This window comes from Phaeodactylibacter xiamenensis, assembly GCF_000759025.1.
Classification (GTDB): Bacteria; Bacteroidota; Bacteroidia; order Chitinophagales; family Saprospiraceae; genus Phaeodactylibacter; species Phaeodactylibacter xiamenensis.
Map to the genome: position 1 here is coordinate 159703 of NZ_JPOS01000020.1, position 21661 is coordinate 181363.

The window sequence follows — 21661 nt, forward strand, 5'->3', positions numbered from 1 at the left end:
GTGTAATGCCATAGGCTCAGGCACTCCCAAACGCCCGCTTCCACCCAAACCGGATGACCAGTAGCAGGCCAACAAAGAAAAAGATAACATACTCAAAGCGCAGGTACGAAAATACAATAATCCGCATCCGGTCTATGAACCACATGATGATGAGCGTGGAGGCGATGATCATCACCAGCCCGCCCAGCTTGTCGAAGCCCGGGATGTAGTCGAGGTTGACGTTGCGCCGGATGATAAGCAGGGTGACGACCATGGAAATAATGGGCAGGACCTGCACAAATACATCCGCGTCCCAAATGCTGCGCCGCTCAAACAGAAACTGATAGACCGAGACGGTGATGGAAAAAATCCCCGGCACACAAATGAAGTAAATCAGCGTGGAGTAAAGGTATTTCCACGGTGCTTCGTGGCCTTTGTCCTGTCCCGTCAGCCCGGCCACAAAGGCCATGACCGGTATGATGGACAGGTAAACCAGTACATAGGTCGGATCGTTGGTCAGTACGTCAAAAAATTCTCTTAGTGTCATAGGTTGCGGATTATGGTCCGCGTAAAGATAACTATTTGCCTATGGCCTTTGCCGTAAAAGTAGCGCCTTTGACCTGCTGCCCGTCATCGGAGTAGCTCTGGTAAACTATGCCGGTAATGCCTGGGAGGAGGCGGGCGATTAAGTCCGGTGTCTGATAAGTATGCCGTTTGCCGCCAAGGGTAGCCTGCAGGGGCCCTTGCAACTGGTCGAGGCAGGTGAGGAACAGGTGCCGTTTTTGCCCGGCGGAGTAGTTGGCCTCAGACTGCAGGGCATAGCGCAAGAGGTCCACATCCAGCGTGCCGTAGCGCAGCTGGCCCTGCCACTCGTTTTCCTGATTGGTCTCTTTGGGGTTGAGAACCAGGTCCGCAGGAATGCCTTCATTGCTCAGAAAACCATTGCCATGCCGGGTCTGGTAAGCCCGGGTGATGCAAAACACTTCCGGCTCTGGCAGCCCGTTACGCCTAATAATGGCCTGTGCATTGCGGGAGGTGGTGTGCGCCCGGGTAACATTCGGAAAAAAACCGTGCTCCATGTCCAGCAGAATACCCTGACTGCCCTCAAAAATAAAATTGGCTCCTTCGTACCGCTCAAAAAACCGGGATTCTGAGGTGAGGTGGATACGCTTAAGCACGGCCGGCAACTGTTCCTGCCACGCCATGACCTCCTCTTTCCAGTTTTCTGCCGCCAACAGCCCATTGGCTTTGCGCACGTAGTACTGCTCAATGGCTTTAAGTTTTTGCTGCACGACTGCCGGGAATGCAAGGTCCTGCGCAAAGAGCCGGCAGGGCGTTTCCGAATGCCGCGCAATGGTAGCCCCAAAGCCCACTCCGCAACTGCCATGTCGCTGACTGCGCTCCAGCAGCTGATTGTATGCGATATCGTAAGGCGTGGTGACCGGGCACAGCGTATCCACAAAAATACGGGGCAGATAGCCCAGCTTCGATAGCGACTGATGCTCGTTCAGCAGAGCCGGAGGCGAAAAGGTGCAGTACCGGCTCCAAAAGGTGGGCGCACCCTGAAAAGTGCCCGCGCCAATGCCCGAAAATACATGCCGCTCCCCTTTGGGGCCTACTACCGTGTGCCCTGCCTGATGGCCGCCCGAGAAGCGCACCACAACGGGGTGCGCCGCCCGGCGGCTCAGATAATCGGTGGCCAGGCCCTTGCCTTCGTCGCCGTAGCCCAGCCCAATGACAATCTGTGTGCTCATAATGGAAGGATTGTAGTGTTAGAAGAGCGCTTGTTCCAGCCTGTACCCGGAGCTAACGCCTGAGATACCTGTTGTGCGGCGGCTGGCTCGAAGCCCGCCATCGTTTGCTCAAATGGGTGCCTACTGATTATAGCTACTGTGGCGGCGATGAGCTCGGCCAGAGCATTGTGGTCATTCAGTATCAGGGCGCGCTCCCCCAGCAGGCTTTTCCAGAAGCCGATCACTTCGGGGTGATTGCGGTAGCTGGTTTCGTTGATGTGAATGTGGAAAACATGATACATTCGTTGGGCTTCCCGCAACAGCGTAGACGCATCGAGCGTATGCTGGGGGCAGTATCCCATGATGCGCTGTACCTGCTCAGGCGAGAGCCGTTCCCAGCTGGCTTCGTCCCCTACAGTAAAGAGGAAACCTTTCTGCCCCCGCTTTTCAAAGCAGTCGATGGAGGTATGCCGGCCCGCCAGTAGCCAGGCGAGGAGGTAGGACTCCTGAATTTGGCCGCCCCCGCCGCCTTCCAGCCAAAGTTTGGACAGCCCGTCGCTCAGCTCATCCGCTCCTGCCTCAAACTGCCCGGCCTGCAGAGGAGCCTGATCAGAGAGGTGGTCGCCAATGGCAGAGAACATAATATGTGGGCTCTTAACGCCGTGGGCAATTAGCGTATTCATAAGCGCGCCCAGTTTGTAACGCACGAGCTGCTCCGGTATACGGCCATACGGCCCATCGAGCCCGTCACATCGAGGAAAACACCAATGGCTAAGGAATTAGGGTGCCGTTGCGAATCCCGGCTTTCCCGGACGCGAATCCCGTAGGGGTTCACAGCGGCATTCATCCGCCGGTGGCGGTTGGCCTGAAAAATATCGTTTCTTGACTTGTTGGCATAACTTGCCCGGAGATGCTGGTAGGCATCACTCGACCATCTTGCGTAACCCATCTTGTTTAAATTTTAGGATTTGAGAATAAAAAATCCCCGGGGGCAATAGCCTGCCTGGCTTTTACAAGGTAGTCTGACCTCAGTAAAAACAAGCTTAGTTTTGTTTGTAAACTATCTATCGCACTACAAGTTTACGCACTCTTAGTTTAAAAGTAAAACTAAGGGGTGAAAAAAATAAAAAACCAGGGCCAGCACAAAGCCGGCCCCGGTCAGGGAATGGGGAATCAATCGGTTTTTAGGATACTTTAAGGGTTATCAGCCTCTGGTATTTGGTCAAAGGCATTGATGACGGCATCAAGTCAAACAGATGCCACATGCAGGCTTCCATTCAAAAGCGTGCAGGTATTCCGGATTAAGACTGTTTTTTTGGGAGATTAAAATTTTACTAGGGGAAGCGTTGTTGCTGTAGATAACAGACGGGAACATTAACCCATTAGAGCGTTTAGATATTGCATGTTAGCTGTTAAAAGTTGAGCTTATGCACAGATTTAACAGTAGTTAGTAAAATTTACCTATTTTCATCACCAAACAACACCAACTCCACTATGTCAAGACTCGATTATGTGACCATTGCTATTGTTGCTGTATGCGTAGCTGCGCTCGTCTACCTGATCTACATGACCACCAATTTGCTGGGGAGCAGTCCGGAAGCCCCGGCTACTGCAGATCAAATGGTTTCGGATCCAGAGGACGAATACGCAGAAGAGGAGTACTATCCGGAAGATACGATAGCCACCTTTGATGATGGCTACTATGATGAAGGCGGGGCGGCCGTTGACAATACAGGTGAAGGCGATCAAGCCATAACAGAAGGTGATGAACCTGCCTACGAGGATGCAGACAGCGATCTGCAGACATCCTCCAGCCGGGGCCCTGCAAAAGACGGCCGTATAAAACCGGATTTCAGTTCTGTCGCCAGTGGGCAATATATGGTGCTGGCCGGCACATTTAAATACCGGAATAATGCCGAAGAGATGGTCAGCAAACTGAAAGGGATGGGGTACGCCAACGCTTCTGTAGAGCTTTTCGACCGGGGGCGTTATGCGGTGGCGTTAGTTGACCGCTTTGATGGGCTTGCTAGTGCCCAGGCTCTAAAGTCGGAGCTTTCCGGTAAAGGGGTGGAAGCTTATGTGAAGCAGAAATAGGAAAAAAACAGCCGCACTGAAAAATTCGACAGTGCGGCTGTATAGCCGGTTGATCGTTTCGTCTCAAAAAACTTACGCTACTCCGGCAAAAATGATTGAACACCCAATTGACCATGTTAGCTTTGAATCGATCTCTATCAATTCTTTTGCTTACACTACAAATGTAAAGGGGTTTTCAGGCCAGCTAAATGACTTCCCTCAGCGCGAAGAGTGACTATTGTCACTGGCTAAGGTTTCTGGACTGTTGCAGCTGTTGCAGCTGTTGCTCGATGCGTTCCGGAATAAGAGTGCCATACTGCTCCCGAAAGGCTTCAAGGTCGTACCAGGTCTCAAAATGCTCCAGGTGCCATTCTGCCCCGTCTTTACTGATTTTAAAGGTGCGGATCTCTTCATTGTATTTTTCCTCCACATAACGCGGGTTGTCAGCGAATGGGCGCAGTTTATACGCGAATTTGCCATTCATGAGGAAAAACTCATCACCGTTATAGTCCATTTCAGCATCAAAAACAGCCATGCGGTCGTCGCAAAGCTGGTAAAAACTGGCGACCGGGTCCATGCCATTGAGGAGTGACAGGACGGTTTGCTTCACGTTGATAACGGTAATGTAGGGGAAGGTGATAAACTGATTGTGCGTTTCGCTGTAGCCATAGCCCCCCAGCAGATAGAGTAGGCCATCATTTTGGTAATAAGATAGCCCCGTGGCGCTGATCTGTTCTCCAAGGCTGCCCTCATAGCTGCCGTTGGTATAGGCACTGGCCCGGTTTTCATTAAAATCAATGAGCAGAATATCAAGATTGGGGAAATCCTGGTAATTGTTATCTGATATTTTGGAACGAATACTTCCCCCAAAGATGAGCAGGTAATCTTTGTACTGTCCGACCGCGTAGCCTTCCATATCCTCCAAAGTGGGATAAAGCTGAACAGCTTCCGGAGGCAGCTGGCGCAGGGTTTCTTTATCTTGAGCAAAACAGATCGCAGTGCTCAAAAGTAGAAAGGATAGGGGTAGAAAGTATCTAAGCATGTAAATATAGTCTTTTGGCTGGGCGCAGGAACGCTGCAAAATACAGCAGGGTGATAAAAGTCACTTCCATAAACCAGAACTAATCGGTAAGGTATTTTATTTATCGTATCGTTGACAGTATACCTCAAGGTAGCCCCTTTTTTGAGAAAAATCAGAAAGGGGGCTGACAAATGTCAATAGAATAACAAAGGTATTACTGCAATTTTGAACCGTGAAATAAGCTGTACGGAATTCATTTACGTACTGCGGCCCGGTTTACTTACGAATTCCATGAATCTACCTGCTCAGGCAAATTGAACGCCATGACGAATACAGAAATACGACTTTTTGGGCTTGGTTGCAACCTTTCGCGCAATCTGCATGCTAATATGCAAAGGGCCGCAAAAGAGTTGGGCCTGGAGGTGAGCATAGAGGAAGTTTCTGATATTCAGGAGATGATGGACCTGGGTATCACGGCTATTCCGGCATTGCAAATTGGAGAGCAGGTGGTAGCGAGCGGCAGGGTTCTGGAAGTAGAAGAAATCAAATCTTTACTCAGGATTTAAAGTAATCTCAAAATTTCCCGCATTTATCGCATTCAACTTTCCGAAATTCACTAATTTTCGGTTCGTACTTCTATATGTAGTCCTAAAGGGCCATGCCCGGGTTTCCTGGTTGAGCTCTAAGCAAAAGAAACCAACTTACCATGAAAAAGATACTTTTTCCCACTGACCTTTCTGTAGCTGCAGAGCGTGCTTTTATTTATGCATTGCACCTGGCCAAAAACATGGAAGCTGAACTGATTACCCTCCATGTGTATCAGAAGCCGGAGGTCAGAGGTGGAGGCCTGCCCCATACCCTTTCTGAGTTTTACGAAAGCTATGACCTGGATGAGTTTGAGAATTTCAAGGATTCTATTCCGATTTTGCGTAATATTCAACAGCGGGAGGGCTTTGGCGCTCTTAGCGTACAGCATCTGCTTAAGCCTGGCCGGACAGTGGAAACCGTCCTGAAGGTGGCGGATGAGGAACAAGTGGAAATGATCGTGATGGGGACCACAGGTGCAAGGGGGCTGAAAGAAATCTTCATGGGCAGTGTGGCAGGGGAAGTACTGGAAAATGCCAATTGCCCGGTACTCGCTATTCCTGAAAAGGCAGCGTTTGACGGAGAGATTGATGATATTGCTTTTGCTGTGAATTATCAGGACGAGGAGGTGGAAGCCTTCCAGAAAGTAGTGGAAATCTGCCGGCCATTCAACGCCAAAATACACTGTGTGAATGTAGACTTGTCCCACGCCGAAGACTACCGCCACGAGATGGATCAGTTTAAGGGGAAACTACCCGCTTACGACAATACAACTTTTGAGGTAATCGAGAGCACGGATATCCGGGAGGGGCTGACCAGGTACATGGAGACCCATTCGGTAGACGTGCTGGTGATGGTCACGCATAAGCGCAACTTCTTCCAGGAACTGCTCCGGTACAGCCACGCTAAGGAAATGTCGTACCACTGCAACATGCCGCTGTTGTCTATCCCGTCCCACATTCTGGGATAATACCGGCACGGCACTACTTTTCACGAAGGGCTTTCTGAATGGCCTCTACGAGGACAGCTTCTGTGTAGGGCTTTGAAATGTAATCGTTCATTCCTGCCTCAATGCATTTCATTCGTTCTCCAACCAGGGAGTGCGCTGTACAGGCAATGATTGAGGTAGTGGTCTTCAGCATTTTTCTAATCTGCCGGGTCGCTTCATAGCCGTTCATTTTCGGCATCTGCAGGTCCATCAGTATGATGTCGTACGCCTGCTTTTGGGCCATTTCGACGGCAGCTTCTCCGTCTTCCGCAAATTCCACGATGGCGCCGTTGTTTTTCAGGGCAAAGGAGCCGAGTTTCTGGTTGAGCTTATTGTCTTCCGCCAGTAATATCCGTACGCCGGAAAGCTTCAGGGGTGAGTTGGTATCCACGTTGGTTGCTTTAGGTTTTTCAGGAGATTGGGCAATGGGTAAGCGCAGGTAGCAGGAAAATGTGGTTCCCTCGCCCAGCTGGCTTTCTACCTCAATGTGGCCGCCGTGTAGCTCCACCAGCATTTTTACAATGCTAAGGCCCAGCCCGGTCCCTCCAAAGAGCACTTCTTTGGGCTGCCGCGCCTGTTCAAACCGGTTGAAAATACGCTCCTGGTCTTCTTCCGAAATACCTATGCCGGTATCGGAAACCTTAAAACACAGGCCTGCATGTTCTTCATCCCGGTCTTTGACTTCGACATCTACCGTTACAGACCCTTCGTTTGTGAACTTGACGGCATTGGAAATGAGGTTCACCAGAATTTGATGCAGGCGGGTGGGGTCGCCCATGATGTATTCCGGTGCATTCATGTCCAGGCTGGCCCTCAGGCGGAGTCCTTTTTCTTCCGCCCTGGACTGGCTGAGCTTGATGGCATCCTGTATGACTTTTTTCAGCTCCATTGGCTTGGATTCCAGGTCAATTTTACCAGCTTCAATTTTCGAAAGGTCAAGAATATCGTTGATGATTGCCAGCAGGTTATTGCCGGCCACGGAGATGGCGTCCAGGTATTCCCGCTGTGTGGGGCCGAGTTCAGTCCGCTCCATCAGGTCCGAAAACCCAATGATCGCGTTCATCGGTGTCCTGATTTCATGGCTCATATTGGAAAGGAAGATGTCCTTGTGGTGGATAGCTTCGTGAAGGGCTGCGTTTTTCTCTTTGAGGGGCGTAATGTCGTAGGCAATGGCAAACATCTGCCCGGCGGCGGGGTCAGGCTGACAGTTCCACTGTACCCAAATGTAAGACCCGTCTTTTTTGCGCAGGCGGTTTTCAAACTCCACGGCTGGCTCGCCCTCGTTGAGTTTTTCCAGTTGTGCATAAGCCCGCTCCTGATCGTCCGGGTGGAAAAAGTCCATAAGAGGCCTGGAAAGAAGTTCGGATTGTTCCCAGCCCAGCTTTTTCATGAAAAAGGGGTTAATCTCTCTGCAGATGCCCTGCATATCCACGATGCACATCAGGTTTAGCGACTCATCAAAGAAGCGCTTGTAGATTTCCAGGCGGTAATTGATCTTTCTGCATGCGATAAGGCTCATAGCAGTTTCTGCCAGCCCCCTGAGCAATTCAATTTGTTCTGGTGTGGCAGAGCGGGGCTTGTCATCAATTACGCAGAGCGTGCCCAGGCTGTGCCCCTGTTCATTTGTAATAGGGTGCCCGGCATAAAACCGGATGTTGGGGTTGCCGGTGACGAGAGGATTGTCCTCAAAGCGCTCATCTTCGTGAGCATCGTTGACGATAAGTGTCTTTCCATCTACTATAGCGTACTGGCAAAAGGAAACTTCCCGGGGGGTGCCTTCTGCTTCGAGTCCTATTTTAGATTTGAACCACTGCCTCTTGTCGTCCAGCAGGGTGATTAGTGCAATAGGCGCATCAAAAATATGGGAGGCAATACGGGTGAGGTTGTCGAATTCCTTTTCAGCAAGGGTGTCCATAATCTGGTAGGATGCCAGTGCTTTGAGGCGTTCTTCCTCATTAGGTGGAATAGGTAGGCTTTGCGACATAAAGGTTGTGCATTTGCTCGGGCTGGTCTTACTATTTTACACATCAACAGCTCAATTTGTTGACGGGGAGGGTTAAAGCCAGCCGATATTAACGTCAATATAAGTAAATTAGCCTTTAAATGTCCGACAAAGTTTGGCGTAGTCGTTGTGCGGTAAAAAGAAAAGAGCTATCGCATTGCCCTGAAAGCCATCGTTGAAGGAGCGGTGCCAAATGCTTCCGGGAGGATAAGCTCAGGGGCTACCAACGCAAGGCCAATTTTGATAATGGCCAGGTGGTGGATGGTGTGCTCGATATTGTAGACCAGCTCACGTTCCAGGGTAGTGGGTATGGTACTGGATTCTGCAATATGTTGCAGGTCATTGCATTGCAGCCGTAGCGGTTGAGGCGCTTCCAGCAGTGAAAGTTGTGTGCAGACCGACTCGATTTTTTGAAGGGCTTTGCCAGGCTGGGTTTCCACTTCGGGTGAGCGCCGTCGTTTGCTGTAGTCAATTTCTCCGGCAGGTTGCTGGCTTTGCTCAATCAGGCATTCAAAAAACTCAATAAAATGGCGGGTATGTTGCCCCACGGAGCTGCCCTGCAACAGTTGTGGCTGTTCGGTGTATTGCCGGGAGGTCAGGTGGGGGAGGTAGTATTCCGCCTGCCGTAAAACCTGGGCAGCAACCTGACTTAAATCCATACGTTTTGTTTTGGTTGTTCCCGTCAAAGATACTCCCCACCGGGGGTAGGAAGTTAAAATCAGGGCTAGTTTTTAACTTTTGCTATCGAGCCTCAGGCAGAGTAGCCGTTGGCAGATGGTTTGAAACCATGAGGCCGGGTGTTTTAGCGTTTACCAAAAAAACAATTATATTGTGGCTGCGTTCAAGCGCCTTAAAGGCCAGAAAAAGTGATAATAACGCTTCCCTTTCAGGGCCTAATCGATTTTTGTCAGACCAATATCCCCTTGAAAATTCGGAGCTGTCTGTGCCAGAGCGGTGCAGGGAGGGTCCTTCCTGTAGTGCATGCTACAGGTTGTGGATTATTGATTGCGTGTGACTAAAATTGATGGCTTATGTTTTCTACTGTAAAAAAGGATGATAAACACCTGCTGCATAAAGGCCTGGGTGAAATATTCGGTGAATTCGACGAAGCGCTGCTCGATTTTCTTTTGCCTCACATCCAATGGATCAAGCTGCATGGTAGCGATTATCTTTTTGAAGAAGGTGATCAGGGAGATGCTGTATACTTTCTCGTGCGGGGGCGGTTGCTTGCGCTGCGCCGGTCTGCCGGAGAGGGCAACCCATCTGAAGTACTGGGCGAGGTAGCAAGGGGAGAGGTCGTGGGGGAAATTGCCGTTCACTCCGAGGAGCCCCGCATGGCCAGTGTGATGGCGATAAGGGACAGCGTCCTGATCAAAATCTCTGCGGAGGCTTACTTTCAGGCCCTTCAGCATTTTCCACAGTTAGGGCACCGCATTACCAAACGCATCATTAAGCGGCTGCGCAGGGATGATGCCGGGCAACATCAGGTGAAACGCCCGGCCACTATGTTGTTGCTCGCTCAGGATCAAAACGAAGATTTTAAGCAATACTTCAAAGCGCTGCAAGGTGCCCTTCAGGAAGCTGGTAGCGTTAGGGTATTAACAGAAGCCGATGTTCCCTACAGCTCGGAGACAATGCAGAATCGCTCTGCAGGTCTGGCCTCCGAACGGGTAAGCCACTGGTTGGAAGAGCAGGAATCAGCTCACGACTTCCTGATCTTTACCGGCCGGCCGGATCAGAAAGAGTGGATACTCCGCTGCATGCGGCAGGCAGATCAGGTGCTGCTTTGGGCGCCCTTTACTGCCGGGCCTGCACTAACGCCTCTGGAGATGGAACTGGAAACGGCCTTCTCAGCAGGGATGGCCCCCAAAATACTGGTCCTGCAACATCCGGCAGGCGCGCCCTTTCCAAGAGGAACTGTAAACTGGCTTGATCAGCGCCCGTGGCTGCACCGTCATTTTCACATCCGGCAGGACAATCCACGCGATATTCCCCGCTTAGTACGGAGTTTGTGCGGCAATGCCATCGGGCTGACCCTGGCAGGTGGGGGTGCCAAAGGCTTTGCACATATCGGTGTGTACCGGGCCCTTCTGGAAAAGGACGTGCCGGTCGATATCGTAGGCGGCACGAGTGCGGGTGCTATGCTGGCGGCTGTGATTTCTTTTGACACTACTTACGAACAGACCGATAAATGCCTGAAAGGGGCAGCCGCGTACAACCCGACCAAAGACCTGAATGTCTTGCCACTGGTCTCCCTGATTAAAGGGAAGCGGTTCCGGGATATGATCAGCCGGGCTATTGAATGCCTGACTGGCCATCCGGATGTTGACCTGGCTGATTCCTGGATACCGCTGCACGTTGTAGTGAGCAATCTCAGTAAAGCCCGGGAAGAAGTCTTTACCCGTGGTTCTGCCGTGAAGCTGCTTACCGCATCAGGGGCGGTACCTGGCGTTTTTCCACCTGTTCCATTAGGGGATGACCTCCTGGTTGACGGGGGCAACTTCAACAACTTCCCTGTGGATGTAATGCGCAAAATGGGCGCGGGCTCCGTTATTGGGGTAGACTTCCTTGCGGATAAAAATTACACCCTGGACTTTGATGAAACCCCGAGCTCCTGGGAGTTGCTGCGGGATAAGTTCCGAAGAAAAAAGAGAAAGTACAAAATGCCTTCCATGACCAGCATCATCACCAAGTCCTCGCTCTTGTACAGCACAGCCCGGCGCAAAGAGACGATTCAGTACCTTGATATCCACTTCAATCCCAATGTGCAGAAGTTTGGGTTCGCCTCCTGGAAAGCCTATGAGCATATTCGGGACGAAGGGTATCGTCACGGTAAGGAAGTGCTCGAGGCTTTGCCGGAAGATGTGCTGAAAGGGCTGCAGGCAATTGACTAAGCATCAACTTGCTTCTCTGAGGAATGGAGGTTGCTCCCACTCCACGGGCGTTTGCTCGATGGCTTCTTTCCTGCGGCGCAGGTAGGTATTGGTCAGTTCTTTTTCGATTTTGATCTCTTGCTGCGTCCGGTAAATGCTGGTTTCGGTATCGAACTTCACTTTGTTCCTCATGGCGTTATTGCGCAGGCTCACTTTTTCCAGGTTGTCCATTTCGAACTCATGCTCATAGTTGTACAGCAGGTAGTCATAGGGGCTGCGCGGTGAGATGAGTTTTACAAAAATAGGGGCTGTTTCAACGGCTATAAAGAGAAGCATGATGAAAATACTGGCCCAGTAGATGGCGTCGCTTTCCGAGCCTAGCCGGTGCAGCGCTTCCATACGTGCCGCCATGCCTCCGTAAGCGCCCCGCTCCAGTCCGGCGATGTCCGCTTTCATCAGGCTGTCCAGCTCATTCACTGCTGATTCCTGTTCAGCGATAAGGGGCAATACCCGCATTCTGATCGTTTGCAGCTCGGCTTCTGCTTTATCCGCATCGGCCTTTTTAGCGCGGTAAATAGGGCCCAGGTTTTTGTTGCCGGACCCACCGGTGCCATCTGCTTCTCTCAGGGCCATTAGGGCGAGCGTGTCGCGGATGGAAGCCTGGGTGTGGATTTCGGCTTGCAGGCCCTGTATGCGGTCGAGGTGGCTTTGGATGGACGACTGATATCGGCTCTGTATGGTAGCTTCCTGGTCTTTAAATACCTCCTGTTCCATTACCAGCAATTCGGCGTTAATTTCCTTTTCAAAGATTTTCAGCTCCAAAGGCTTGGAAATGACCAGCGCAAGCAATACCGCCATCAGCAGGCGGGGGAAGGCAATAGCGAAGTCCTTCCAGAACGTCCCGCGCTTCTTCATACTGGCTACGATGTACCGGTCGAGGTTGAAAATCATCAGCCCCCAGATCAGGCCGAATACGAAAGCAAAGAAATAATTGTCGAAAACAGTATAGACAGCATAGCCGGCAGAGAAAAATGCCAGCAAGCCGGTGAAGAGTACAGTGCCGCCAATACCGATAAATTTATTTTCGTCGGAAGGGCATTTTTCGAGAATTGAGGTATCTGCTCCGGAGCAATATAGCAGGAACTCCTTGGTCTTTGACATGGTGGTCGGGTGTTTTGGTTTGAACAACAGGCAATTAACGCCCTGTGATGCCCCAATCTTACACTATGCACGGTAAATTCTCCATTTTTTTCGATCAACGCTGGATGACTTTAAGATGTACAGGCCTGAAATCTCTTTATCTTCCTCATTGGTGGGCGGGTGAATGGTTTGCTAAGCTTCAAAAACCGGAATTGGTATTAAGCCTGTGGCTTGGGGTTAAGCTTTCGGGTCATTGTTAAGGTACTCTGTATTTTGATATGCTGAGAGGCAGTCATGTTGTAAATTTAAAATTCAAAAAAACGAATTAGGCTTCAATGTTAAAATCAATACTTAGAATGCCTTCCATTGCTTCATTGTTGTATACTGATCTTGTTTTTCTTATTTTGAAATTTAATAGAAAAAAGGCAGTAAAATAAACGTTTTGATTAGTTTTGCATTTTAATTGAGAACGAAATAAAAAACAAAAAATGGAATTTCAAAAGCTATCCCCTTTAGAACTAAGGGATTTAATTAATAAGTTTAATTCCGATTTGAGGAAACTGCAGTATCAGGTGGTCAAAACGCAGGCTATGGTCAGCGAACTGGAAGGCTATCTGTCCGAAGCGGAAACAGCGCTTGGGCTGGAAATTTCTACAGCCACTGTGAACGTACCGGAAGTAGAGGCAGCTCCCAAAAAGGAAAAAGAAGAGAAAGCTGCTGCTCCTAAGACTAAAGGGCGCGGTCGTCCAAAAGGGGCTAAGAATAAGAAAACCACAGAGAAAAAGGATGCCAAACCTGCCGCCACTAGCAAAACAAAAGGAAAGGGAAAGGGGCCTGGCCGCCCGCCTGGCTCCAAAAGCAAAAAGAAAGCAACTACAGAAACCCAACCGAAGGCCGCTAAAGAAAAGGCCAGCCAAACCGCAAAAGAGACACCTGCCAATGAGCATGTCCCGGGCTATCGTTTGTCAGAATGGGATGACTTTGTATTGAAAAGCATTAAAGACAAAGGCAAAGTCCTGACCACTTCTGAACTGACAAAAATCGGGGTGGCAAATCCTGAGATCAAGCTGGGAGCTGCTCAGATCAAGACCAAGCTTAACGCGAGCCTGCATAAACTGGCCAATAAGAAAGGGCTGCTGGCTAAGGTAGAACATTCCGGCCGGGGATTTGCCTACGCGCTGCAGGAGTGGGTAAGCGCTTCCGGCGAGCTGCCTAAAAACTACGTTGAGGAATAAAGCACTTCAATCAGAATTTTACCGACTTGCTGATAAAAAAGCTGCATCCGGAGTTGCCGGGTGTGGCTTTTTGTTTATCTGCACCCGATGAATCATCGCCTTTTGAAAGACTGAAAATCAAAAACAAAACCCCTGTAGCCTTTCAGCCACAGAGGTTTTTGTTCCTTAAAAAGTAGTTTGGTACTTCAAATATAGTGGTTGTGCCGGTAAAAAGCAACTGCACTGTCACAACTGATAGTATTTTTTGATGTGCGCGCGGATGTAGACCAACCGCCCAATACCTACAGCCAGAATTATAGGGGACAAGCATAGGAGGAACCATCCAAGAGGCCGGATTTCTTCCAGCGCTGACATCTCAAGTATAGCGAACCCTGCACTTAGGAAAACTACCGCAGTACGGAAGTAGGCCAGAAAAGTACGCTCATTGGCCAGCCTTGTGCGCTCTATGGCCAAAACATCTCGGGTAATCAAGGGTGCCTTTTGACTCATTTTTTGCTGCAAATTTCTGGCTTTGGCTGTTTTCCTTCAATGCACTAGATCACAAAAGGGCAAATTTTAATTTTTTCCGGGCAAATTTTGCATTTTCTTGAAATCTCCTATAGCTTGCATGTCTAAATGCAACACGACGTAGCAAATATTATCATTTCACCATTATTCCTGCGGACATTCCCGGCAGGTGCTCGTCGACGCTTCCCACGTCGCCCATAGGGGCGTATACTCAACATATAACCCATCCGGGGTGTAGCTTTGCTTACCCTTTCCTTTTCCCTGCTGAAAATTAAAACCACGTTTTGCATTCATCAATCTGAATACCATTTGGTCTCTGTACCAAATGCTAAAGGCATCAATTTGACACATGAAGTTTGATATCCAGATAGCGGACGTTTCTCACGAGGCTTATGCTGAAGAAATCTGCCGCGAGTACGCTGAGTCTGCCCGCGCCCGTGGTACCGGTATCGCTCAGCGACAGCCCGAGTACATCCGTACTAAAATTAAGAATGGCAACGCCATTATCGCCCTTCAGGACGGCCAGGTAGCCGGCTTCTGCTACATCGAGGTGTGGAGCCACGAGCGCTATGTTGCCAATTCGGGCCTCATCGTCTTCCCACAGTACCGGCAGCACGGCCTGGCCCGCCAAATCAAAGCCAAAGCCTTCGAGCTGTCGCGCAACAAGTACCCGCAGGCCAAACTATTCGGTATCACCACTAGCATGGCCGTAATGCGTATCAACTCCGACCTGGGCTACCGGCCGGTCACCTTCTCTGAACTGACACAGGATGAGGCCTTCTGGGCGGGCTGTAAATCCTGCCCTAACTACGACATCCTCGAGCGCAATCAGCGCCGGATGTGCCTGTGCACGGCTATGCTTGCGCCTTCCAAAGAGGAAGCAGATGCCATGGCCTACGATATGAGCAACATGATTGTCAACCAACGTTAAACCCTTCAATAAACATGAGCCAACCACCTAAAGTGGTCCTCGCCTACAGCGGGGGCCTCGATACTTCCTTTTGCGTAAAACACCTGACCGCCGATAAAGGCATGGAAGTGCATGCCCTTACGGTAAATACTGGCGGCTTCTCCCCGGAAGAGCAGAAAGCCCTGGAGCAGAAAGCCCTGCAGCTAGGCGCGGCATCCTATAAAGCCGTGGACGCCTTGCCCACCTACTACGACCAATGCCTGCGCTACCTCATTTACGGAAACGTGCTCCGAAATAACACCTACCCGCTGAGCGTAAGTGCCGAACGGATGTTTCAGGCGCTGGAGACCGTCAAGTACGCCAATAGCCTGGACGCAGATGCCGTAGCCCACGGCAGTACCGGCGCTGGTAATGATCAGGTGCGTTTTGACCTGGTCTTCGAGGTACTGGGCAACAACTTGCAGGTCATCACGCCCATCCGCGATATGCAGCTGTCCCGGCAGGAAGAAATTGACTATCTGAAAAAGCACGGCATCGACTGGCCCTGGGAGAAAGCCAAATACTCCATCAATCAGGGCGTATGGGGCACTAGTGTGGGTGGGGCGGAAACCCTGACTTCCGACCAGACTCTACCGGAGGAAGCCTATCCCAGCCCGCTTACGCAAAAGGAGCCGCAGGTAGTCACTCTCCACTTCAAAAAAGGGGAACTGACCGGGCTGAACGGAGTTTCCTACGACCACCCGCTGGAAGCCATACAGGCGCTGCAGGAATTGGCAGCCCCCTACGCCATTGGCCGCGATGTGCACGTGGGCGATACTATCATCGGCATCAAGGGGCGGGTTGGTTTTGAAGCGGCTGCCCCGCTCATTATCATCAAAGCGCACCATTTGCTGGAAAAGCACACCCTTACTAAGTGGCAGCAGTACTGGAAAGAGCAGTTGGCTAATTGGTACGGCATGCTGTTGCACGAGGGGCAACTGCTGGAGCCGGTGATGCGCAATATCGAAACTTTTCTGGCCGAAACACAGGCAACAGTGACCGGTAGCGTTACCGTCCAACTGCACCCCTACCGCTTTGAGCTCATCGGCATTCAGTCAGATTACGACCTGATGAACAGCGGCTTCGGGCAATACGGCGAGATGAACAAAGCCTGGAGCGGGGAGGATGTCAAAGGCTTCACCAAAATCCTGTCGACCAACCTGAAAATCCACCATTTCGTACAGCAAAATGCACCAAAAGATGATTAACGCAGGTATTGTAGGCGGAGCGGGCTACACGGCCGGAGAACTGCTCCGTATTCTTATCAATCATCCGGATGTTGAAATCGCCTGGGTACAAAGCAATAGTCAGGCAGGCAAAGCAGTCGCCGCAGTGCATACAAGCCTGCTGGGCGAGACTTACCTCCAATTTCAGGCCGAAGCAGAATATGGCAGTGTGGATGTGCTCTTCCTCTGCATGGGGCACGGCCGCTCGGCCAGCTTCCTTTCGGAAAATGAAGTGCCGGAGGAGGTCCGCATTATTGACTTGAGCACCGACTTCCGGGCGGAAAGCGAAGACCATGATTTTGTATACGGCCTGCCCGAGCTACAGCGCGACCGTATCCGTTTGGCTACGCGTGTTGCCAACCCGGGCTGCTTTGCCACGGCGATTCAGCTGGCGCTGCTGCCTCTGGCTAAAAACGGGCTGCTGGAAGATCATGTGCACGTGCACGCCGTCACAGGCTCCACTGGGGCAGGGCAGGCGCCTTCAGCCACTACCCACTTCAGCTGGCGCAATAACAACATCTCCATCTATAAGGCTTTCCGGCATCAGCATCTACAGGAAATTGGGCAGAGCGTACGCATGTTGCAGCCCGATTTTGACCTGGACATCAATTTCCTGCCGCTGCGGGGCAATTTCCCCAGGGGTATTTACACAAGTACCTACCTCTATACCGATCTAAAAGCTGGAAAAGCCACAGAGCTGTTTGAGGAGTTTTACGCCGACTCTCCCTTCGTATTTTGCTCCCCAACTAATCCGGACCTCAAACAGGTGGTGAATACGAACAAAGGTATCGTCTACCTTGACTGGCACGAAGGCAAGCTCCTCATTGTCAGCATGATCGACAACCTGCTTAAGGGCGCGTCCGGGCAGGCGGTGCAAAATATGAACCTGCTGTTTGGGCTGGACGAAGCGGCTGGCCTGCGGCTCAAACCTTCTCAATTCTAAACCTTATGCAGCATTTCACTTCCGTACACGATGTAGCGGACCCGGCAGCGCTGGTCCAAAGTGCCCTGGAGCTCAAGCAAAGCCCGCCGGAAGACCTGCTTTCCATTGGGCAGCACAAGACGATGGTCCTCTTGTTTTTCAACCCCAGTCTCCGCACCCGGCTGAGCACGCAGAAAGCCGGCCTCAGCCTCGGCATGCAGGTGATGGTGCACAACGCCGGCCAAGGCTGGCAGCTGGAGTTTGAGGATGGCGCCATTATGAATGCCGATAAGGCAGAACATGTGAAGGAAGCGGCGGGTGTCATCAGTCAGTACGCGGATATTATCGGTGTGCGCACCTTTCCCAGCCTGACAGACTGCGAGCGCGATTATCAGGATTTTATACTGGAGCAATTCAAAACGCATGCGAAAGTGCCGGTTCTCAGCCTGGAATCGGCTATCCGTCACCCGCTGCAGTCCCTGGCTGACTGGGTGACGATTGCTGAGCACCGCCCGGCGCACCGCCCAAAGGTAGTGCTGAGCTGGGCGCCTCACCCCAAAGCTTTGCCACAGGCGGTCGCCAATTCCTTCCTTGAATGGATGCAGGTTGCCGATATGGACCTCTGCCTGACCCACCCGGAGGGCTACGAGCTGGCCCCGGAATTCGTGGGCGATACCCCGGTCATCTACGATCAAAAAAGGGCATTAGAAGGAGCCGACTTTGTATACGTCAAAAACTGGTCGCCCTACCAGGCTTACGGGCAAGTGCAAAACCAGGATGCCCGCTGGATGATCAGCCCGGAAAAAATGGCGGTGACCAATAACGGTCGCTTCATGCACTGCCTGCCGGTACGCCGCAATGTGGTCGTTTCGGACACTGTGATTGACAGCCCGCGCTCCCTGCATCTCGAGCAAAGCAACAACCGGACCTGGGCGGCGATGGCGGCGATTAAAGAACTGCTGAAAAGCCAATAACATGTCCAAACTTACCATTCTAAAAATCGGAGGAGCCCTGCTACAGCAGCCCGAAGCCCTCAGCGACTGCCTGCGCTACTTCCACGAGCTACCGGGGCATAAAATCCTGGTACACGGCGGTGGGCGGCGCGCCAGCCAAATCAGCAAAGCCATGGGCCTCACCCCGCGCATGCACGAAGGCCGCCGCCTTACCGATGAGGTCACGCTGGAGGTGGTGACGATGGTTTACGCCGGCCTGGAAAACAAGCGCACCGTTGCCCAACTGCAAGCCCTCGGCTGCCCGGCCATTGGGCTGAGCGGGGCGGATGCCAATATCATCCTTTCGGAAAAACGGAGGGGCGGAGCTGTGGATTACGGCTATGCAGGGGATGTGGTCAGCGTGCAGTCGGAGCAATTACAGGCTTTACTGAGCGCAGGCTTAGTGCCCGTTTGCTGTGCCATCACCCATGATGGGCAGGGACAGCTGCTCAATACGAATGCAGATACCATTGCCGCTTCCCTTGCGGCTGGGCTGGCACCTGATTACGAGGTGGAATTGCAGTACTGCTTTGAGCAGCCTGGCGTAATGCGCAATATAAAAGACCCGGCATCGCTTATCCCGTCCTTAAACCCAGACAGCTATGCATATTTCCGGGCAAACGGGGTGATCGTAGACGGCATGGTGCCAAAGCTGGATAACGCCTTCCGGGCGGTTCAGGCGGGGGCGAAGCGGGCGGTGATTGCAGATTTGGCGGGGTTGAAATCCGGGACTGGGACAGAAGTAGTTGACTAATCCATCTACAGGGAACAAAACAACTATCGCCTAGTGGTCTGTCAAGTGTTAATTTATGGGTTGAGTGGGAGCGAATTTTGAGGCTAATCAAGGCGGATCTTCCCGCGCATAGCAGCGCTACGTAAGGGGTTATCCAACAAAGAGTAGCCTCAAAATTCGCCGCAGGCAACCCCTAGTTTTAGCCTTGACAGACCACTAGGCCCTAAACTTTAAGTGGTTTTTCACCTTATGGCTTTCTTCCAAACGCTTTTGTTCATCTTTTTGAATGAGGTACTCTAACTGTTTGGCGTGTAACTTCCACCAATAAATCGCAGGGATCAGCTGGCCGCCATGTTTTTCGAGCCGGTAGACCAACTCAATGTTTGGGCATTCTTTTCCGGACAGTATCCTGCTCAAACGGGTCGGGTGGATGTCGATTTCTTCCGCAAAATCCTGTTTTTGCCGGTCAATGATCTTAATATACGCCTGAAGCTGGTTAGCAAAGGAGAAAGCCTCATCATACGGACTGTTTTTTAAATAATCCCTGATCAGTAGTTTCATGCGCATCAACTCGCTCAATAGCTGCTGCTGCTCCGACCGCTCTTTGAGCATATTCATCCGGATGGCCCTAAACGCTTCCTCAACTACTTGCCGTTCCGCCTCACTTATTTCTTCAGGGATGACATAGCGCTCTACGATCTCCTCGTCTGTCAGTTTCTCTTTTAGTTTCTGATATATTTCTTCAGATTTTTTCATCTCCTATGTAGTTTTTAATCATCCTGTATCAAAAACAGATAGCCGAACCGGGTAGTTGCTCTTGTTTTACAACTCACTCCAAAGAGTAAGTTAATTTAATTTCTCCTAAATTGCCGCTGAATCAGCTATAAACGACATGTCTTCACGACCAACTGCCGCCCAAGCCATATCCTTGCTACAGTCTCTAATCGCCACGCCTTCTTTCTCCCGCGAAGAAGAGAAGACGGCCGGGCTAATCGACCGTTTTCTGAAAGATGCAGGCCTAACTACGCACCAAAAAGGGCACAACATCTGGGCCTTCAACCGCCACTACGACGAAACCAAGCCCAACGTGCTGCTCAATTCCCACCACGACACCGTCAAGCCGGTAAAAGGCTGGACGCGCGACCCCTTTGCGGCAGACTTGGAGAACGGCACACTCTACGGCCTGGGCAGCAACGACGCCGGCGGTCCCCTCGTCAGCCTGATCGCCACTTTCCTGCACTTTTACGAACGGGAAGACCTGCCCTTCAACCTCATCCTGGCAGCCACCGCAGAGGAGGAGATCTCAGGTGCGAATGGCATAGCTGCGGTGCTCCCGGAACTGCCGGAAATCGCCGTGGGCATCATCGGGGAGCCTACGCAGATGCAGCTGGCCATAGCCGAGCGCGGGCTGATGGTGGTTGATGCGGAGGTCACGGGTATTGCCGGGCATGCGGCCCGAAATGAGGGCGTCAACGCCATCTATCTGGCGCTAAAGGATATTGAGTGGATCCGTCAGCACGATTTCGAGCGGGTAAGCCGCCTGCTGGGGCCGGTGAAGGCTACCGTGACGCAGATCAAGGCCGGCCATCAGCACAATGTGGTGCCCGACCGCTGCGATTTTGTGATCGATGTGCGCACCAATGAGCATTACACCAATGCTGAGGTGCTGGAGTACCTGCAGATTCACACACAGTCTATACTCGTGCCCCGCTCCCTGCGCCTCAACCCCAGTGGTATACCGGAAGACCACCCGTTGGTGCAGGCAGGTATTGCTTTGGGCATGTCCACTTACGGTTCGCCCACGCTTTCCGATCAGGCGCTCTGCCCTTTTCCTACCGTCAAAATTGGCCCCGGCGACTCCGCCCGCTCGCATACGGCGGATGAGTACATTAAGATAGCTGAAGTGGAAGAAGGGATTGAGCGGTATATTAGGTTGTTGGAGGGGTATGTGGAGCGGGTAGGGGATTAGGCATTTCTCTAAGTCGGGCCCTGGAAACTACCGGTAGTGTATTTTTGTTAATTTTATCGTTAGGGCTGTCATTGGACTTATAAGCAATATCTTATGTTATGGTAAATTTAAGAGATCATATTGAATCAAACCCGGATGTAATGCTGGGCAAGCCGGTTATTAAGGGCACAAGGATTACGGTTGAGCTCCTACTCCGAAAACTGGCGGATGGATACGATTCAGGGGAAATTTTGGGGATGTACCCTCATCTTAAGCGGGAGGACATATCAGCTGCCATAACTTATGCCGCATTAGTTATTGAGAATGAAGAAGTAATTAAGGCTGCCTAGATTATGGTGTTAGCTGATGAAGGACTAAATGGTAAAATTGTAGCCGGGCTACGGAAACAAAATATTGAGGTCACATGGATATTGGAAGAAGCGCCTGGTATTAGTGATAAGGAAGTAATCGAATACGCTAAATCTAGCAACCAAATTCTCATTACAGAAGATAAAGACTTTGGTGAGTGGGTCTTTGCTCATAAAGTTGAAGAGGTCACGATTGTTTTTTTAAGGTATGAAAAGGATGATTACGCTAAGATTTTTGACTTCTTATTAAAGTTGATCAAATCTCTTCTAAAGGCAGGGAAATCCAGCCAACACGAATTTATTACAATTAATAAAAATAAGGTCCGGAGGCGATTCATCTAAATGGTATTGATACTAAGTTGAAAACCTTGTACTTCCAAGACCACT

The 21661-nt window shown here is 51.1% G+C and carries 23 protein-coding genes; 13 read left to right on the forward strand and 10 right to left on the reverse strand.

Annotated elements, in window-relative coordinates; all coding sequences use genetic code 11:
- Positions 1-16 precede the first annotated feature (16 nt).
- From IX84_RS09780 to IX84_RS33905, 4 genes are read right to left on the reverse strand one after another with little or no spacing between them, the layout of a single operon-like run.
- Positions 17-526 (reverse strand): hypothetical protein, encoded by a 510-nt coding sequence (locus tag IX84_RS09780; protein ID WP_044219486.1) that lies wholly within the window; start codon positions 524-526, stop codon positions 17-19.
- A gap of 31 nt (positions 527-557) precedes the next feature.
- Positions 558-1733, reverse strand: coding sequence for an adenylosuccinate synthetase (locus IX84_RS09785; protein ID WP_052515907.1), 1176 nt, complete (start codon positions 1731-1733; stop codon positions 558-560).
- Complete coding sequence (locus IX84_RS09790; RefSeq protein ID WP_202965229.1) at positions 1730-2395, reverse strand: hypothetical protein; 666 nt, start codon at positions 2393-2395, stop codon at positions 1730-1732. The genes IX84_RS09785 and IX84_RS09790 overlap by 4 nt, the downstream gene beginning before the upstream one ends.
- Positions 2392-2661 carry a hypothetical protein gene (locus tag IX84_RS33905; protein WP_202965230.1) on the reverse strand — a complete coding sequence of 90 codons (270 nt, stop codon included), beginning with the start codon at positions 2659-2661 and terminating at the stop codon, positions 2392-2394. The genes IX84_RS09790 and IX84_RS33905 overlap by 4 nt, the downstream gene beginning before the upstream one ends.
- 545 nt (positions 2662-3206) lie before the next feature.
- Between IX84_RS33905 and IX84_RS09795 the strand changes: the two genes are divergently transcribed.
- Positions 3207-3806: an SPOR domain-containing protein gene (locus IX84_RS09795; protein WP_044219489.1), complete on the forward strand. Its 600-nt coding sequence runs from the start codon at positions 3207-3209 to the stop codon at positions 3804-3806.
- A gap of 220 nt (positions 3807-4026) precedes the next feature.
- Here IX84_RS09795 and IX84_RS09800 read toward each other — a convergent pair whose 3' ends face one another.
- Positions 4027-4827: a hypothetical protein gene (locus tag IX84_RS09800; RefSeq protein ID WP_044219491.1), complete on the reverse strand. Its 801-nt coding sequence runs from the start codon at positions 4825-4827 to the stop codon at positions 4027-4029.
- 302 nt (positions 4828-5129) lie between these two features.
- Here IX84_RS09800 and IX84_RS09805 point away from each other — a divergent pair, with 302 nt between their 5' ends.
- Positions 5130-5372: a thioredoxin family protein gene (locus IX84_RS09805; RefSeq protein ID WP_044219493.1), complete on the forward strand. Its 243-nt coding sequence runs from the start codon at positions 5130-5132 to the stop codon at positions 5370-5372.
- Positions 5373-5512: 140 nt separating this feature from the next.
- On the forward strand, positions 5513-6361 hold the full coding sequence (locus IX84_RS09810) for a universal stress protein (protein WP_044219496.1): 849 nt from the start codon (positions 5513-5515) through the stop codon (positions 6359-6361).
- A gap of 13 nt (positions 6362-6374) precedes the next feature.
- On the opposite strand, the gene IX84_RS09815 is transcribed toward IX84_RS09810, so the two are convergent.
- A complete protein-coding gene (locus tag IX84_RS09815) occupies positions 6375-8363 on the reverse strand; it encodes a GAF domain-containing hybrid sensor histidine kinase/response regulator (protein WP_052515908.1) in 1989 nt (662 codons plus the stop codon).
- A 167-nt stretch (positions 8364-8530) separates the two neighbouring features.
- Positions 8531-9040: a hypothetical protein gene (locus IX84_RS09820; protein ID WP_044219499.1), complete on the reverse strand. Its 510-nt coding sequence runs from the start codon at positions 9038-9040 to the stop codon at positions 8531-8533.
- 372 nt (positions 9041-9412) lie between these two features.
- On the opposite strand from IX84_RS09820, the gene IX84_RS09825 reads away from it, so the two are divergent.
- Complete coding sequence (locus IX84_RS09825) at positions 9413-11275, forward strand: patatin-like phospholipase family protein (RefSeq protein ID WP_044219502.1); 1863 nt, start codon at positions 9413-9415, stop codon at positions 11273-11275.
- A 3-nt stretch (positions 11276-11278) separates the two neighbouring features.
- Here the strand turns inward: IX84_RS09825 and IX84_RS09830 are convergent, their stop codons facing one another.
- Positions 11279-12415 (reverse strand): DUF4407 domain-containing protein, encoded by a 1137-nt coding sequence (locus tag IX84_RS09830; protein WP_044219504.1) that lies wholly within the window; start codon positions 12413-12415, stop codon positions 11279-11281.
- Between the two features lie 467 nt (positions 12416-12882).
- Between IX84_RS09830 and IX84_RS09835 the strand changes: the two genes are divergently transcribed.
- On the forward strand, positions 12883-13629 hold the full coding sequence (locus IX84_RS09835; protein WP_044219506.1) for a hypothetical protein: 747 nt from the start codon (positions 12883-12885) through the stop codon (positions 13627-13629).
- A gap of 225 nt (positions 13630-13854) precedes the next feature.
- Here the strand turns inward: IX84_RS09835 and IX84_RS09840 are convergent, their stop codons facing one another.
- Positions 13855-14118, reverse strand: a complete 264-nt coding sequence (locus IX84_RS09840; protein ID WP_044219507.1) for a DUF202 domain-containing protein — start codon at positions 14116-14118, stop codon at positions 13855-13857.
- A gap of 367 nt (positions 14119-14485) precedes the next feature.
- Between IX84_RS09840 and IX84_RS09850 the strand changes: the two genes are divergently transcribed.
- From IX84_RS09850 to argB, 5 genes are read left to right on the forward strand one after another with little or no spacing between them, the layout of a single operon-like run.
- Positions 14486-15067, forward strand: a complete 582-nt coding sequence (locus IX84_RS09850) for a GNAT family N-acetyltransferase (protein WP_044219514.1) — start codon at positions 14486-14488, stop codon at positions 15065-15067.
- Positions 15068-15081: 14 nt separating this feature from the next.
- The gene (argG, locus tag IX84_RS09855) at positions 15082-16293 is read left to right on the forward strand and encodes an argininosuccinate synthase (protein ID WP_044219517.1); all 1212 of its coding nucleotides are present in this window, start codon (positions 15082-15084) and stop codon (positions 16291-16293) included.
- Positions 16286-17254 (forward strand): N-acetyl-gamma-glutamyl-phosphate reductase, encoded by a 969-nt coding sequence (argC, locus tag IX84_RS09860; protein WP_044219520.1) that lies wholly within the window; start codon positions 16286-16288, stop codon positions 17252-17254. Before argG ends, argC begins: the two co-directional genes overlap by 8 nt.
- 5 nt (positions 17255-17259) lie before the next feature.
- Positions 17260-18207: an N-acetylornithine carbamoyltransferase gene (locus IX84_RS09865; RefSeq protein WP_044219521.1), complete on the forward strand. Its 948-nt coding sequence runs from the start codon at positions 17260-17262 to the stop codon at positions 18205-18207.
- A 1-nt stretch (position 18208) separates the two neighbouring features.
- Positions 18209-18979: an acetylglutamate kinase gene (gene argB, locus IX84_RS09870; protein WP_044219523.1), complete on the forward strand. Its 771-nt coding sequence runs from the start codon at positions 18209-18211 to the stop codon at positions 18977-18979.
- A 195-nt stretch (positions 18980-19174) separates the two neighbouring features.
- On the opposite strand, the gene IX84_RS09875 is transcribed toward argB, so the two are convergent.
- Positions 19175-19714, reverse strand: a complete 540-nt coding sequence (locus IX84_RS09875; RefSeq protein ID WP_044219525.1) for a helix-turn-helix domain-containing protein — start codon at positions 19712-19714, stop codon at positions 19175-19177.
- 136 nt (positions 19715-19850) lie between these two features.
- On the opposite strand from IX84_RS09875, the gene IX84_RS09880 reads away from it, so the two are divergent.
- The 3 genes from IX84_RS09880 (at position 19851) to IX84_RS09890 (ending at position 21616) form a co-directional block, all read left to right on the forward strand.
- Entirely contained in the window at positions 19851-20927 is a 1077-nt protein-coding gene (locus tag IX84_RS09880; protein ID WP_044219527.1) for a M20 family metallo-hydrolase, read from the forward strand.
- Between the two features lie 98 nt (positions 20928-21025).
- Entirely contained in the window at positions 21026-21256 is a 231-nt protein-coding gene (locus IX84_RS09885) for a DUF433 domain-containing protein (RefSeq protein ID WP_044219528.1), read from the forward strand.
- Positions 21257-21259: 3 nt separating this feature from the next.
- Positions 21260-21616, forward strand: a complete 357-nt coding sequence (locus IX84_RS09890; protein ID WP_044219529.1) for a DUF5615 family PIN-like protein — start codon at positions 21260-21262, stop codon at positions 21614-21616.
- The last annotated feature ends 45 nt before the right edge of the window (positions 21617-21661 follow it).